This is a genomic window from Nocardia sp. FBN12, assembly GCF_050320175.1.
Lineage (GTDB): Bacteria > Actinomycetota > Actinomycetes > Mycobacteriales > Mycobacteriaceae > Nocardia.
Map to the genome: position 1 here is coordinate 4,953,074 of NZ_CP190048.1, position 14,485 is coordinate 4,967,558.

Annotated in this window: 10 protein-coding genes; 7 read left to right on the forward strand and 3 right to left on the reverse strand. The window is 67.5% G+C overall.

The window, feature by feature from the left end:
* The first annotated feature begins 3 nt into the window (after positions 1-3).
* The 7 genes from ACQHI0_RS23500 (at position 4) to ACQHI0_RS23530 (ending at position 10,356) form a co-directional block, all read left to right on the forward strand.
* Positions 4-1,239, forward strand: coding sequence for an aminotransferase class I/II-fold pyridoxal phosphate-dependent enzyme (locus ACQHI0_RS23500; protein WP_427903991.1), 1,236 nt, complete (start codon positions 4-6; stop codon positions 1,237-1,239).
* Positions 1,236-2,801: an acyl-CoA carboxylase subunit beta gene (locus ACQHI0_RS23505; RefSeq protein WP_427903992.1), complete on the forward strand. Its 1,566-nt coding sequence runs from the start codon at positions 1,236-1,238 to the stop codon at positions 2,799-2,801. Before ACQHI0_RS23500 ends, ACQHI0_RS23505 begins: the two co-directional genes overlap by 4 nt.
* The gene (locus tag ACQHI0_RS23510; protein ID WP_427903993.1) at positions 2,798-4,966 is read left to right on the forward strand and encodes a biotin carboxylase N-terminal domain-containing protein; all 2,169 of its coding nucleotides are present in this window, start codon (positions 2,798-2,800) and stop codon (positions 4,964-4,966) included. Before ACQHI0_RS23505 ends, ACQHI0_RS23510 begins: the two co-directional genes overlap by 4 nt.
* Complete coding sequence (locus tag ACQHI0_RS23515; protein ID WP_427909275.1) at positions 4,966-6,603, forward strand: ABC transporter substrate-binding protein; 1,638 nt, start codon at positions 4,966-4,968, stop codon at positions 6,601-6,603. Before ACQHI0_RS23510 ends, ACQHI0_RS23515 begins: the two co-directional genes overlap by 1 nt.
* A gap of 180 nt (positions 6,604-6,783) precedes the next feature.
* Positions 6,784-7,794 carry an ABC transporter permease gene (locus ACQHI0_RS23520; protein WP_427903994.1) on the forward strand — a complete coding sequence of 337 codons (1,011 nt, stop codon included), beginning with the start codon at positions 6,784-6,786 and terminating at the stop codon, positions 7,792-7,794.
* 88 nt (positions 7,795-7,882) lie between these two features.
* On the forward strand, positions 7,883-8,752 hold the full coding sequence (locus tag ACQHI0_RS23525; RefSeq protein ID WP_427903995.1) for an ABC transporter permease: 870 nt from the start codon (positions 7,883-7,885) through the stop codon (positions 8,750-8,752).
* Positions 8,749-10,356: a dipeptide ABC transporter ATP-binding protein gene (locus tag ACQHI0_RS23530; protein ID WP_427903996.1), complete on the forward strand. Its 1,608-nt coding sequence runs from the start codon at positions 8,749-8,751 to the stop codon at positions 10,354-10,356. The genes ACQHI0_RS23525 and ACQHI0_RS23530 overlap by 4 nt, the downstream gene beginning before the upstream one ends.
* A gap of 92 nt (positions 10,357-10,448) precedes the next feature.
* Here the strand turns inward: ACQHI0_RS23530 and ACQHI0_RS23535 are convergent, their stop codons facing one another.
* The 3 genes from ACQHI0_RS23535 to ACQHI0_RS23545 are packed head-to-tail and all read right to left on the reverse strand — an operon-like array spanning position 10,449 to position 14,464.
* Positions 10,449-11,741, reverse strand: a complete 1,293-nt coding sequence (locus ACQHI0_RS23535) for an MFS transporter (RefSeq protein ID WP_427903997.1) — start codon at positions 11,739-11,741, stop codon at positions 10,449-10,451.
* Between the two features lie 33 nt (positions 11,742-11,774).
* Positions 11,775-12,992 carry a CaiB/BaiF CoA transferase family protein gene (locus tag ACQHI0_RS23540; RefSeq protein WP_427903998.1) on the reverse strand — a complete coding sequence of 406 codons (1,218 nt, stop codon included), beginning with the start codon at positions 12,990-12,992 and terminating at the stop codon, positions 11,775-11,777.
* An 11-nt stretch (positions 12,993-13,003) separates the two neighbouring features.
* Positions 13,004-14,464 carry a dihydroorotase gene (locus ACQHI0_RS23545; protein ID WP_427903999.1) on the reverse strand — a complete coding sequence of 487 codons (1,461 nt, stop codon included), beginning with the start codon at positions 14,462-14,464 and terminating at the stop codon, positions 13,004-13,006.
* Positions 14,465-14,485: the final 21 nt, after the last annotated feature.

Below are 14,485 nucleotides of genomic sequence, written 5' to 3' on the forward strand. Positions count from 1 at the left end.
GAAATGGCCCGACACCAATTCGCCAATATCCGCAGACAGTTACAACTGAGCAATACATTTTGGAATGACAGCACCGCCCACGGCCTGGTCGACATCATCGCCGATGATATGCGCGAGGGAATAGTCAACTCGCGCGACGGCCGGACGATCGTCAACTTCTCGTCCTATTCCTACCTGGGCCTCGACAGCGATCCGCGAATCATCGAGGGCGCTCATCGCGGACTCGACGAAACCGCGACAATCAATTCCTCCATCTCCCGAATGCGCATCCGGCTCGGTCTGTTGGAAGCGGCCGAGCACCGCCTGACCCGGACCTTCGACGCCCAAGCGGTGACGGTGTCGTCGTGCGCGGCCGCCGCCTGGGCGACATTGCCGCTGCTGGCCTCCGGTGAGCTCACCGACGGGCACCCGCCGCTGGTGGTCTTCGACAAGAACGCGCACTTCTGCCTGAACGCGATGAAGCCGCTGGTCGCGGACGAGACCGAACTGGTGACGATCGAGCACAACGACATCGCCGCCTTGGAAGAGCTGTGCCGCAAGCATTCCCACGTGGCCTATGTCGCCGACGGGGTCTACAGCACAGGTGGCGGCGCACCGCTCGCCGAGCTGCACCGGCTCCAGGACCGATACGGCTTGTTCCTGTATTTCGATGAGGCACACGGTATTTCGACGCTGGGTAGCGGTGGCCGCGGATTCGTCCTCGGCGCCTACGGCGGCTGGCGCGAGCGGACGCTCGTGATCGCCTCGCTCAACAAGGGTTTCGGCGCCAGTGGTGGCGTGATCTTCTTCGGCGCGGCGGGCGATGCCTCCCGGCTACCCACCCTGCTGCGCACGAGTGGCCCGCTGATGTGGTCGCAGCGCGTCAACACGGCCGGACTCGGCGCGATCATCGCCTCGTGCGAGCTGCACGACGACGGCACCGTCGATCGACTGCAGGTCGCGCTCCAGGAGCGGATCCGCCTGTTCGACTCCCTGGTCGACACCGACCTCGCCGGTGACGGACTGCCGATCCGGTTCGTGAGCATCGGCCAGGAGGACGTCACGGTCGCCGTAGCACGCGACATGCTCGACGCCGGGTTCTACACCTCGCCGGTGTTCTTCCCGATCATCCGCCGCGGCAGCGCGGGCCTGCGGCTGATGCTGCGGGCCGACCTCGAGCCCGACACGATCCGTCGCTTCGCCGACACCCTGAGCGCCCGCCTCGCCGCGCATCAGGACCGGGAGGAACAGCCGGCATGACCGCAGTCATCGAGAACACCATCGGGTTCGAAGCCCAGCGCAGCCTGCTGCGCGATCACACCGCCGGGATCGTGGCGCCGCGCCGGCGCCACGGGGACACGAAACTGCCTGTGCGCGAACGGGTCAACCGCATCCTGGACCCGGGCACGCCGTTCCTGGAGATCGGCAGGCTCGCCGCGCACGAGGTCTACGACACCGACCTGCCCGCCGCCGCGCTGATCGTCGGCATCGGCACCATCCACGGCAGGCCCTGCATGGTGTTCGCCAACGATCCGCACGTCAAGGGCGGAACCTTCTATCCGCTCACGATCAAGAAGCACCTGCGCGGGCAGAAGCTGGCCAGGGAGTACCGCTTACCGTGCGTGTACCTGGCGGACTCGGGCGGCATCTACCTGCCGTTGCAGGAGGAGATCTTCCCCGACGAGGAACACCTCGGAAAGATGTTCCGCAACATCGCGGAGATGTCGGCGCTGGGTCTGCCGCAGATCTCGGCGGTGCTCGGCATCTGCACGGCGGGTGGCGCCTACATCCCCGCGATGAGCGACGAGACGGTGATGGTGCGCGATCTCAGCACCGTGTTCCTCGGCGGGCCGCAGCTGGTGGAAGCCGCCACGGGCGTGGTGGTCGACGCGCAAACACTCGGCGGCGCCGAGCTGCACGTGCGCGAAACCGCGGTGGCCGACCATCTCGCGGCGAACGAGCTGGAAGCGCTGGCGATCGTGCGCGACATCGTGTCACGCACGCCCGGTGACCGCGTGCGTCCTCCCGCGTTCGCGGCGCTCGAGCCCGCCGACGATCCGGCGCGGCTGCCGGATCTGATTCCGGCGACCACCAAGAAGGAGATGGACGTCCGCGCGATCCTGCGCTGCGTGGTCGATGCCACCTCGTGGGTCGAGTATCGCAAGGACTACGGCATCACGATCGTGTGCGCGACCGCGCGGATCGCGGGTTACGAGGTCGGGATCATCGCGAATCAGGGCGTGATCTTCCCCGACAGCGCGCTCAAAGCCACCAACTTCATCCAGATCTGCGAGCAGCGGCGCATTCCACTGTTGTTCGTGCACAACGTGAGTGGGTTCATGGTCGGCGAGGAGTACGAGCGGGCCGGGATCGCCAAACACGGCGCGAAGATGGTGAACGCGGTCTCGTGCGCCACCGTGCCGAAGATCTCCCTTGTCATCGGCGGGAGTTTCGGCGCCGCCAACTTCGCGATGTCGGGGCGGTCGATGGGCGGCCAGTTCATGGCGATGTGGCCGAACGCCCGCTCCACCGGTGTCGGTGGCGAGCAGGCCGCGGCGGTGATGGCGATCCTCAAGCGTGACCGGTTGCGCCGAGAAGGCAAGGAGCTCAGCGCTGCTGAGGAAGCGGCCATCAAGCAACCGATCATCGACAGTTTCGAGCGGCAATCGCTGCCGACCTATATCGCGGCGCGGATGTGGATCGACGCCGTGGTCGAACCGGAGGACACCCGGTCGTGGTTGGCGCGGTGCTTGTCGCTGGCGCACGAGCGGTGGGATCGGCCGCAACCCGCCGGTTCGAATTTCGGGGTGTTCCGGCTGTGATCTCACGCTTGCTCATCGCGAACCGGGGCGAGATCGCGGCCCGGATCGCCCGCACCTGCGATCGGCTCGGCATCGAGTACGTGACGGTGAGCGTCGACGAGGACCGCGCGCTCACCTACCACGCGGCCGCGGTGGCGACGGTGAACCTCGTCGACCCCGCACACGACAACGCCGTGGCCACTGGCCATCCGGGCCCGGTGAACACCGGCACCGCACCCACTGACACAGCACGCGGTGCGCACCGATCGCGACCCCCCGGTTACCTGGACGCGGTCGCGCTGGTGCGTGCCGCCGTCGAAACCGGGTGCGACGCCGTGCATCCCGGGTACGGATTCCTCTCCGAGAACGCCGATTTCGCGCGTGCGGTGCGTGCCGCCGGGCTGGTGTTCGTCGGCCCGAGCTCGCGGGTGATCGAGACCATGGCCGACAAGTCCTCCGCGCGTCAGGTGATGGCCGAGGCGGGAGTGCCAGTGCTACCGGGCACGGCGCGGGCGAGCGAGGATCTCGATGCGCTGGTCGGTGTGGCCGCCGATATCGGGTATCCGCTGATCGTCAAGCCCGCCGGCGGCGGTGGCGGCAAGGGCATGTCGGTGGTGCGCTCGGCCGCCGGGCTGCGCGAGGCCCTGGCGTCGGCTTCCCGCACCGCGACAGCGGCTTTCGCTGATGGGCGACTGCATCTGGAGCGGTATGCCGAGCGCGCGCGGCACATCGAGGTTCAGGTGTTCGGCGACGAATTCGGCCACGCGGTACACCTTTTCGATCGGGACTGCTCGCTGCAGCGGCGGCATCAGAAGGTGATCGAGGAAGCGCCTGCCCCACGGATTCCCGATGCGGTGCGCGCGGCGATGTTCGACGCCGCGGTGCAGGGCACGAAGGCTTTGCAGTACGTGGGCGCGGGCACCTTCGAGTTCCTGCTGGTGGGTGCCGAGTTCTTCTTCATCGAGATGAACACGCGGTTGCAGGTGGAGCACACCGTCACCGAGGAGATCACCGGCGTAGATCTGGTGGAGTGGCAGTTGCGGGTCGCTTCGGGCGAACCACTGCCCGCCGACCAGGCCGAGATCGCGTACACGGGCGCTTCGGTACAGGTGCGGATGTATGCCGAGGATCCGTTCCGGTCGTTCCTGCCGTGCCCGGGCGAGCTCGAGGTGACCCACTGGCCGGAGGTTCGCGTCGAACGCGCCTTCGACCGCCGTCTCGATGTCACCGGCGGGTTCGATCCGATGATCGCCAAACTCGTCGCCACCGGCGCCACCCGAGAGGACGCGCTCGCTGCGGCGCGGCGGGCATGCGAAGACCTTCGCTGGCAAGGCATTTCGACCAACCTCGGTTATGTGGCGCGTGTCCTGGCCGCTCCGATCGTCGCGGCGGCCCAGCACGACACGGCCTATCTGGACCGGATCGATCCGGTCGTCGAGTTCGCCGATCCCGACGAGCTGAGTGCCCTCGCGGTAGCCGCCGCGCTCACCGCACCCGACCGGACGACGCCATGGTCTACCGGCGCTCCCGGTGGCGATCGGGCCTGGCTCGATCCCGCTGATCGCGATCTCGGCAGCCTGGACCTGTCGGTCGACGGACGCGCGTTCACGGTGTGGGTCAGCGGCTATGACGGCGACGCGGTGCTGGTCCGCGCAGACGCCACCGACCCAGCCTCCATCCCGACCAGCCCGGAAGTGGCTGCTCCGCAATCCATCGCGCGGCCGGGTATCGGCCCGCGACCAACCACCGGTGCGCAAGTAGGCGCCCAGCAGACCATCACCGGACCCGCGCATATCGAGGTGGGGGTCGCAGCCCTGCGAACCGTCGGCGACACGATCACGGTCGGCTCCATCCCGTGTGTCCTACGACGCGTAGGCGAGGGCTGGATCTGCCAGGTAGCCGGGGTTTCCCGGCAGGTGCGCTACGCCGAATACCGCTCGCTCGGCACCACCGCGACGGATCCCGAGATCCGCTCGCCCATGCCGGGCACTCTCGTGCAGCTCCACGTCGAATCGGGCAACCCGGTCGAGAAAGGACAGCTGCTCGGCGTGGTCGAGGCCATGAAGCTCGAACACGAACTCACCGCCACCCATGCGGGGATCGTCACCGTGACCGCGGCCGAAGGCGCCGTCGTCACCACCGCTCAATCACTGTTTCTCATCGAAGAGAGGGGCGCCGCGCTGTGATGCGACATCGGCGACTACTTGCCACAGCTCTGGTATCGGCGGTGGCCGTGCTGGCGACCGCGTGTGGTGGAACGGACACCGCGGCACGCGAATCGGCGCAACCGGTCAGCGGCGGCTCGGTGACGTGGGGAGTGGAGACCGAGCCGACCACGCTGAATCCGCACCTCAACGGGCAGAGCAACACGCACCTGATGTTGCGCAACATCTTCGAGTCGCTGCTGGCGCGCACCACCGAGGGCGGTTTCGTCCCGTGGCTGGCCACCGGCCACGAGATCTCGCCCGACGGGCTCACCTACACCTTCCCGCTGCGCGAGGGCGTGAAGTTCACCGACGGCAACCCGCTCACCGCGACCGCCGTGGCCCGCAACTTCACCACGATGCAGGATGTGTCCTATTCCGGCGGCTGGTCCGCAGGCCCGCTCTCACACCTGGCCGCGGTGACCGCCCGCGACGAGCGCACCGTGGTGTTCACCCTGAAGGACCCGTACGCGCCGTTCCTCGACTTCGCCGCCGGATTCCCCATCATCTCCCCGGCCGCGTGGGACAAGCCGCAGCTCAAGGCCGGTGGGCCGGAGATCGCGGGTACCGGTCCGTTCGTCCTCGACCGCTACGTGAAGGGTCAGGAACTGCACTTCCGCAAGAACCCCGACTACAACTGGGCGCCGCAGAGCGCGAAGCATCAGGGTCCGGCCTACCTCGACGAGGTCACCTACCGTTTCCTGCCCGAGTCGTCGGTACGCACCGGGGCGCTCACCTCCGGTCAGGTCGACCTCATCGAGGGCGTCTCGGGTAACGACGCCGACCTGTTCCGGGACAACCCCGACTTCACCTATTCGACCGGGCTGAACAACGGCAGCCCGTACACGCTGTATTGGAACTCGACCTTCGGCCCGGCCACCGATGCGCGAGTCCGCAAGGCGCTCAACAACTCCGTCGATGTCAACGCGGTGCTGCAGTCGATCTATCGCGGCGAGCGCACCCGCGGCTGGGGTATCGCCTCCAGCGTCGACACGCTGTTCTACGACAAGAGCATCGAAGGTACCTACGGTGCCGACAAGTCCGCCGCGAACCGGCTGCTCGACGAAGCCGGTTGGACAGCAAAGGATTCCGACGGCTTCCGGACCAAGGACGGCCAGCGGCTGACCATCGAACTGGTGCAGGCCCAGTCGACGGTCCGCGACCAGCGTGAGGTGCTGTTGCAGGCGGTGCAGGCGCAGGCCAAGCAGAACGCGGGCATCGATCTGAAGCTGTCCTACGTCGACCTGGGCACCTACGGCGAGCTCCGCAAGAAGAACGCTTTCGGGTCGATCGCGAACTCCGACACCATCACCGGCGGCATCGACATCGAGAACCACTGGTACCCGCCGACGCCGCTGGGCACGCTGAACTACAGCCGCGCCACCGATCCCGAACTGTCCAGCTGGCTGCGGGCCGCCGCCTCGACCACCGACACCACCGAGCGGGCGAAGCAGTACGCGCAGTTGCAGCGGTTCGCGCTCGTCGACAAGGCCTACGGGCTGCCGCTCTACATCCCCGAGAACCAGATCGCGACGGGCGCCCACGTGTACGGCGCGGGATACCGGCCGTACAAGCAGCTTCCGGAGAACGCGTACGACATCTGGGTCGATCGTGGATAGCGGGACCCGCGGCGGGCGCGGGGGTCGGCCCGCTGTGCGCGGCGGCGCGTGTAGGTCGCGTCGGCGGTCTGTCGTGGCCGTCCGCCGGGGCGATCAGGGTAGGCCAGGAGGTTCGGCCCGGCAGTCGGCGGTCGGCTCAGCTCCGGTGGATCGCTGGTGTACCGGATCGGTCCTGCGACCGTGACGGCGAAGGTTGTCGCCCCGGAAACAGCGGCGCCGATCGCGGACAGCGAGCGTGGCGGGCGCTCTGGGATCACCAAAACAGTTGTGCTGCGGGTGATCACGGGGATCGGAGTGCTGTGGGGTGCGACCACGCTGTCGTTCCTCGGTGTGCGGCTGGCGCCGGGCGACACGGTCGACGTGTTGCTCGGCGAACAGCCGCGCACCCCGGAGGTTGAGGCGGCCATCCGCGCCGAATGGGGACTCGACAGTCCGGCCGTTGTCCAGTACGCCCGCTACCTGTGGAATGTGGTGCAGGGGGATTTCGGGCGTTCCTATGTGCTGCAACGGCCGGTGTCGGAAGTGATCGGCTCGCAGGCCGGGCCCACCTTGGCGCTGACCGGCGCCGCGTTGCTGGTAGCGCTGGTGTTCGCGGTGGTCGTCGCGACGACCACAGCGCAGCGGCGGCGATCGCGTGCTATCGCGAATGCTGTTGAGCTGGCTCTTGTTTCGACGCCAGCGTTCTGGCTCGGCATCGTGTTGCTGTCGGTATTCAGCTTCCAGCTGAAGATCTTTCCGGTGGCGGCGAACAAGGGACTGGCGGCCTTGGTCCTGCCCGCGCTCGCGCTCGGCCTTTCGCTGGGCGCGGTGATCTCCCAGGTGCTGCGTGACGGGCTGGAGCGGGCGCTCGACGAACCGTTCGCGGTGACGGTGCGGTCGTGGTCGGTGCGCGAGAGCGCGTTGCGGCTGCGGCACGGATTGCGCCACGCGGCCCTGCCCGCGGTGACCTTGACCGGCTGGTTGGTCGGCGGATTGCTCGGTGGGGCGGTGATCATCGAAGAGGTCTTCGGCAGGCCGGGACTCGGCCGGGTGACTGTCGAAGCTGTTCTCGCACAGGATCTTCCCGTGGTGGTGGCGGTGGCGATTCTCTCGGCGTTCGTCTACGTCGTGATCAGCACGCTGGTCGATCTGCTCTACCTGTGGCTGGACCCACGGCTGCGCCGCGATTCACGCAATGGAGGGCAACGATGACTGCCGGCGGAATGCGTCGAAGGGGCCGAATCGCCCTGCACACAACATCTTCACGCGCACTGCCCGACTGCCGATGTGGAGCGGCGCTATGACGATCGCAGATCTTCCGCGCACGACCGTCGACCGAATCAGCCTGCGTGCGAAGGGTTTCGCGGTGACGCCGGGCGTTGCCATCGCAGCGCTGACAGTGGGGCTGGTCGCCATCGCGGTGGTTGCCCCCGCCCTGCTGACCGGTGCCGATCCGCTCGCCGCCGATCCCCTTGCCGCCCAACTGCCACCGAGCGCGCGGCATTGGTTCGGCACGGACCACCTGGGGCGTGACGTCTTCACCCGCGTCGTCCACGGCGCGCGCTACTCGCTGCTCATCGGCGTCACCGCCGTCGCGATCGCGGTGGTGGCTGGCACGGCGCTCGGCCTGCTGTCCGGGTTGGCGCGTGGGCCGCTCGACGAGCTGATCACCCGGTTCCTCGACGTCGTCTCGTCGTTCCCCGATCTACTGCTCGCGCTGGTCCTGATCTCGTTCACCGGGCCAGGCACTACGAATTTGATCTTCGCGCTCGGTGTCGCCTCGATCCCCCGATTCGCCCGGGTGGTGCGGGCGCAGACCCTCGTGGTGCAGGAGTCCGGATATGTCGAGCAGGCACGAACTTTCGGACTCACCAGGACGACGCTGGTGCGGCGGCATGTCCTGCCACACGCCGTCGCGCAAGTCCCGATTCTGGCCACCATCGGCCTGGGCACCGCCATTCTCGGCGCGGCGGGGCTGAGCTTCCTGGGGATGGGTCCGCAACCGCCGGAACCGGAATGGGGCGCGATGCTCGCCGAAGGACGCAATTACCTGCGTAATGCCTGGTGGATCGGCGTGCTGCCCGGTGTGGCCGTCACCGCCACGGTCATCGCGGTGAGCTCGCTCGGCCGGCGCTGGCAGCGGCACTACGACGGAAGGCCATCGGTATGAGTCTGATCGCGGTCGAGAATCTGCGGGTCGGGTTCGCGGCGAAGGAGGTAGTGCGCGGCATCGATCTGCGGATCGAGCCGGGTGAGGCCGTCGCCCTCGTCGGCGAGTCCGGGTCGGGCAAGTCGGTGACGGCACGCACGCTGGTCGGCCTCGCGGGACCAGGTGCTGCCGTGCGCGCCGATCGGCTCGAGCTCTTCGGCCAGGACGCGCGTGGACATCGCGAGCGGCAATGGCGGCGGATCAGGGGCTCCGACGTCGGCTTCGTACTGCAAGACGCCTTGGTTTCCCTCGATCCGCTGTACTCGATCGGCAGCCAGCTCGCCGAAGCGCAACGCGCGCTGACCGAGCTGCGCGGGCAGGCGCTCACCGCACGTAGCGTGCGGCTGCTCACCGACGTCGGTGTCCCCGAACCCGAACTACGACTGCGCCAATATCCGCACGAGCTGTCGGGCGGACTGCGCCAGCGCGTCTTGATCGCGACGGCACTCGCGGGCGATCCGCGTCTCATCATCGCCGACGAGCCGACCACCGCGCTCGATGTGACTGTGCAGCAACAGATCCTGGACCTGCTTCGCGCACGCAAAGCCGAGGGCACGGCTCTGCTGCTGATCAGCCACGACCTGGCAGTGGTGGCCGAGGTGGCCGACCGGGTGCTGGTCATGCGCGACGGGGAGGTTGTCGAGGAGGGCAGCACGCACGACGTGCTGACCCGTCCGACGCATCCGTACACCGAGAAGCTGCTCGCGGCCGTGCCGTCGGCGGCCTCACGCGGGTCGAAACTGTCGGTGTCCGAGCGCTCACCGCTGCCGCCGCGCTCGGTGGACAACACCAGGGTCGTGCTCTCGGTCCGCAACCTGCGCAAGACCTACGGCTCCGGATCGGCCGCCCGCACCGTGGTCGACAACGTCGACTTCGACCTGTTCGGCGGCGAAACCCTCGGCATCGTGGGCGAATCGGGTTCGGGCAAGACCACCACGGCTCGTCTCGCACTGCGGCTCATCGCACCGTCGTCGGGGCGGGTGGTCGTCGACGGCGAACCGTGGAGCGAGCTCTCCGACAGGGCATTACGCCCCCTCCGTGGCGCGGCGCAGCTGATCGCCCAGGACCCACTCAGCTCCTTCGACCCCCGCTACACCGTGGAGCGCGTGATCGGCGAGAGCCTCGACACGGTCGGCCTGCGCGGAAAGGCCCGCACCCAGCGCGTCCGCGAAATTCTCGACGCGGTCGGCCTTGCCCGCGATCTGCTCCCCCGCCACCCCCGCACCCTCTCCGGCGGCCAACGCCAACGCGTGGCGATCGCCCGCGCCCTTGCCCCCAACCCCGCCCTCCTGGTAGCCGACGAACCCCTCTCCGCCCTCGATGTCTCCGTCCAAGCCCAGATCCTCGATCTGCTCGCCGAACTCCGATCCGAATTCGGCACCGCCCTGCTCCTCATCTCCCACGACCTCGGCGTAGTGCACCACCTCGCCGACCGCGTCCTCGTGATGAAGAACGGCCAGATCGTCGAATCCGGCGAGGCCGACACTGTCCTGCGCTCCCCCCGACACGAATACACCCGCCAGCTCGTAGCCTCGGTCCCGCGCCTACCCGAGGTCGCCGAATGACCGAGGGCGACAACCAGACGACCGTGCCGCGTAACCCCTCATCGGGTTACGCGGCACGTCGTTCGGCAGGCGGTGGCACCCCACCGCCCGGATCACTCGACGGGGGCGAGCGCGTCTTCCGGCTCGGCCGCGAGCGGTGGGCGTTCGGGCTCCTCGGTGAAGAAGATCATCGCCGCCGCGCCGATCAGGCACAGGACCGTCATCACGATGAACCCGCCGTTGTAGGTGCCGGTGCGACCCACGATGAAGCCCATCGCCGAGGGGGCGATGATGCCGGACAGCGCGAAGCAGGCGTCCGCGAAACCGGCGGCCGTACCGGGCTGGGTGGGGGCGGCATCGATCGAGGCGACCCACCAGATGCCGCCGGTGATGAAGCCGAAGCCGACACCGGCCGAGATGCAGATCAACGCGACGGTCAGATTGCCGGGGAAGAACAGGATCGGGATGATCGAGGTGCCCGCGAGCAGCAGTGCCGCGCCGATGATGAGGAAGCGTGACCGGATGCTCTGGGTGCGCTTGTACACCCGGTCCACCAGGACGCCACCGGCGAACGCGCCGACCACGCCTGCCGCCCACGGCGCCACCGAGAATCCGCCGACCTCCTTGATGGAGAGACCGAATTCGTGTTCCAGGTACTGCGGTAGCCAGTACATGAACGCCCAGAACATGAAGCCCCACGCGAAGTAGCCCACGCCGACGAGCCACAGGTTGCGGTTGTGCAGGATCTCGCCCCAGTCGGTGGTCGACTCGTGGCCGCTGTCCTCGCCCTCGGTCTGCCCGGACCGGATGTAGTCCAGTTCTTCCTTCGAGACGAACGCGGACTCGCTCGGCGAGTTCTTCAGGAACGGGTAGGCGACCACAACCCAGACGAGGCCGGCGACCGCGAGTACCCAGAACATGCCCTTCCAGCCGGTCAGCGCGATCAGCTGAGTGAGGATCGGGCCACCGACGAGGAGGCTGCCCGATACCGCGACACCGCCGATGAGCGCCAGCGCCTTACCTCGTTCGTGCGCCGGTAGCCACCGGCTCGCGAGCCGGGTCGCCGCCGGGAAGCAGGGTGCTTCACCGGCGCCGAGGAGAATGCGCAGCAGGATGAGCCCGATGAACCCACCCGCGAACGGGGTGAGCGCGGTGGCGGCGGCCCAGATGAACATGCCGACCATGAGCACTTTCCGGGAACCGTACCGGTCGACCAGCGGTCCCGAGAGCAGGGCGAACAGCATGTAGCCGATCGAGAATGCGGAACTGATGATGCCGTACTGCCCGGGTGTGATCCCGAATTCGGCCTTCAGATCGGTTGCCGCGTACGAGATGGCACTGCGATCGATATAGTTGACCACTACCAGGCCCAGAATGATGGTGATCATCCACCAACGCGATTTCATAGCGAACTCCTCGGATGAAGCAAAGTCGCGGGGTCAGATGACCCTGCGGGCCCGCAGGTCGTCGATAGCCTCGGGGCTGCGCCCGAGCTGGGTGAGGACCTTGTCGGTATCGGCACCGACGGGTCGGCCGGTGTGTCGGATCGCACCGGGGGATCGGGTCATGCGCCACATGACGTTCTGCATGCGCATGGGGCCGAGTTCGTCGTCGTCGACAGTGGTGATCATGTCGGTGGCGACGACCTGGGGATCTTTGAGTAGATCGCTCGGCCGGTAGACCGGCGCCACCGCGGCGCCGGCTGCTTCGAAAACGCTGGTGACCTCGTCGCTGGTGCGTGCCGCGATCCAGCCACCCACGTACTCGTCGAGGAGGTCGGCGTGTTCGGCGCGGGTGCGACCGGTGGCGAACCAGTCCTCGTCGATCACCTCGGGATGACCGACGATCCGCATCACCTTCTCGGCGATGGCCTGGGCGCTGGTGGAGATCGCCAGCCAGTGCTCGTCGGCGGTGCGGTACAGGTTGCGCGGGGCGTTGTTCTGTGACCTGTTGCCGGTGCGCTGCTGGTCGATCCCGAGCTGGTCGGCGTAGATCACGCCGGGACCGACCGCGGTCATGATCGGGCTGAGCAGATCCAGGTCGATCACCTGGCCGGTACCGCCGTTGCGTTCTCGCTCGAACAGCGCCATCGAAACCGCCGACGAACCGGCTACGCCCGCAATGGAATCGGCGAGCCCGAAGGCGGGCAGGGTGGGCGGCCCGTCGGGCTGGCCGGTGAGATGGGCGAAACCGCTCATCGATTCGACCAGGGTGCCGAACGCCGGGCGTTTGGCATACGGGCCGTGCTGGCCGAACCCGGTGACCCGCAACATGATCAGGCCCGGATTGTGTTCGGAGAGCGCGGGGTAGGAAAGGCCCCAGCGTTCGAAGGTGCCGGGCCGGAAGTTCTCGACCACGATATCGGCCTCGGCGGCCAGATCCCGGAAGATCGCCTGCCCGTCCTCGGTACCGAGATTGAGCGTGACGGTCTGCTTGTTACGGCTGACCATCTTCCACCACAGTGGAATTCCGTCCTTGTCGAGGCCGTGGCCGCGCATCCCGTCCGGTTTCTCCGGGTGCTCGATCTTGATGACCTCGGCACCGAAATCACCCAGGATCTGCGCGGTGAGCGGTCCGGCGAGGATGGTGGAGGCATCGAGGACCTTGATGCCTCGCAGCGGGCCGGTCGACTGGTTCACGTTCGCTTCGTCCGTCAAGTCCGCACTCCTCAGTACGGCCGGGAGATGTAGCGGCCCTCGGGCTCGCCGGTGACCACACCGTCGGCCAGCACGCGATTGCCGCGCACGAAGGTGTCGGTGACGGCGGCGGAGAGCTCGAATCCCTCGAAAGGTGTGTATTCCTGGGTGGATTCGGAGTCCGCGGCATGCACGGTCCAGGTGCGGCCCGGGTCGACGATCGCGATATCGGCGTCGACGCCTTCGGCGAGGCGGCCCTTGCCGGGCAGGCCGTAGCGGTCGGCCGGGTTCGAGGCTGTCAGCTGGGCGATCCGGCGCAGCGACAGCCCGCGCTTGCGTCCTTCGGTGACCAGACCGGGCAGCAGGTACTCGGTGCCACCGAATCCGGACTTCGCGGCGAACACATCGTCGCGGTCCTCGCCGAATTTCACCTCGTCCTTGCAGCAGGCGTGGTCGGAGACGACCCAGTCGATATTGCCCGCGAGCAGGTGCTCCCACAGCGCCTCGACGTCCTCGCGCGGGCGGATCGGCGGATTCACCTTGGCGCCGAGGCCGTTCGCGTTGTCGATATCGGTGAGCAGATGGCCGATGGTGACCTCGCGGCGGAAGTTCACATGCGGGAACGCCTCGGCCATCTTCATGGCCGCCTTCAGCGCCTTGGCCGAACTCAGATGCAGCAGGTTGATATTCGGCAGGCCGGTTTCGTCCGCGAGGAAGGCCGCGATGGTCACGGCCAGGCCCTCGGAGTGCTGCGGGCGGGAGGCGCTGTAGGCGGCGAGGCCGCTGAGCGTGCCTTCCTGCTCGACGAGCTTGGTGTAGGCGCTCATGATCTCGGCCGTCTCACAGTGCAGCGAGAGCGAGATGTGCGGGGCGAGTTCGGGATGCCGCTCGCGGGCCTGCTGGACCCCGCGCATCACGAACTCGAAATGTGCGATGTCGTAGCGCTCGTCCTCGGGAATCATCAGGAAATCGCTCTGCGAGGTGGAGCGCCCGTGCAGCCCGTGGCTGCCGTAGAACATGAAGATCTTGAACGAGGTCACGCCCTGATCCGCGGCCAGGTCGGGAATCTCGCCGATATGTTCCTTCGACATCGGCGCGAGGTGGAAGGCGTAGTCGATGTAGCTGCGGCCTGCCGAGGCGTCGAGCACCTCTGGGAAGAAGTCGGCGTAGGCGCCGCCCTTGTTCAGGTAGTACTGGCCGGTGCGCATGTAGGTGAGTGCGGTGGTGACACCGCCCTGCGCGCTGGCGCGGGATTCGGTCTGCGTGTCCTCGGACAGCGGGTTGTAGATACCCCAGTGCTGGTGCGCGTCGACAACACCGGGGAAGACCAGTTTGTCTGTCGCGTCGACGATTTCGGCGCCTTCGGCACTCAGATCGGGCCCGATGGCCGCGATCTTGCCGTCGACGATGAGGATGTCGGCGGTTTCACCCTCGGCGGGAGCCGCGTCGTCGGTGCGGACGACGGTGCCGTTCTTGATCAGGTAGGTGGTCATTTCTTCTCCTGGCGAATATCT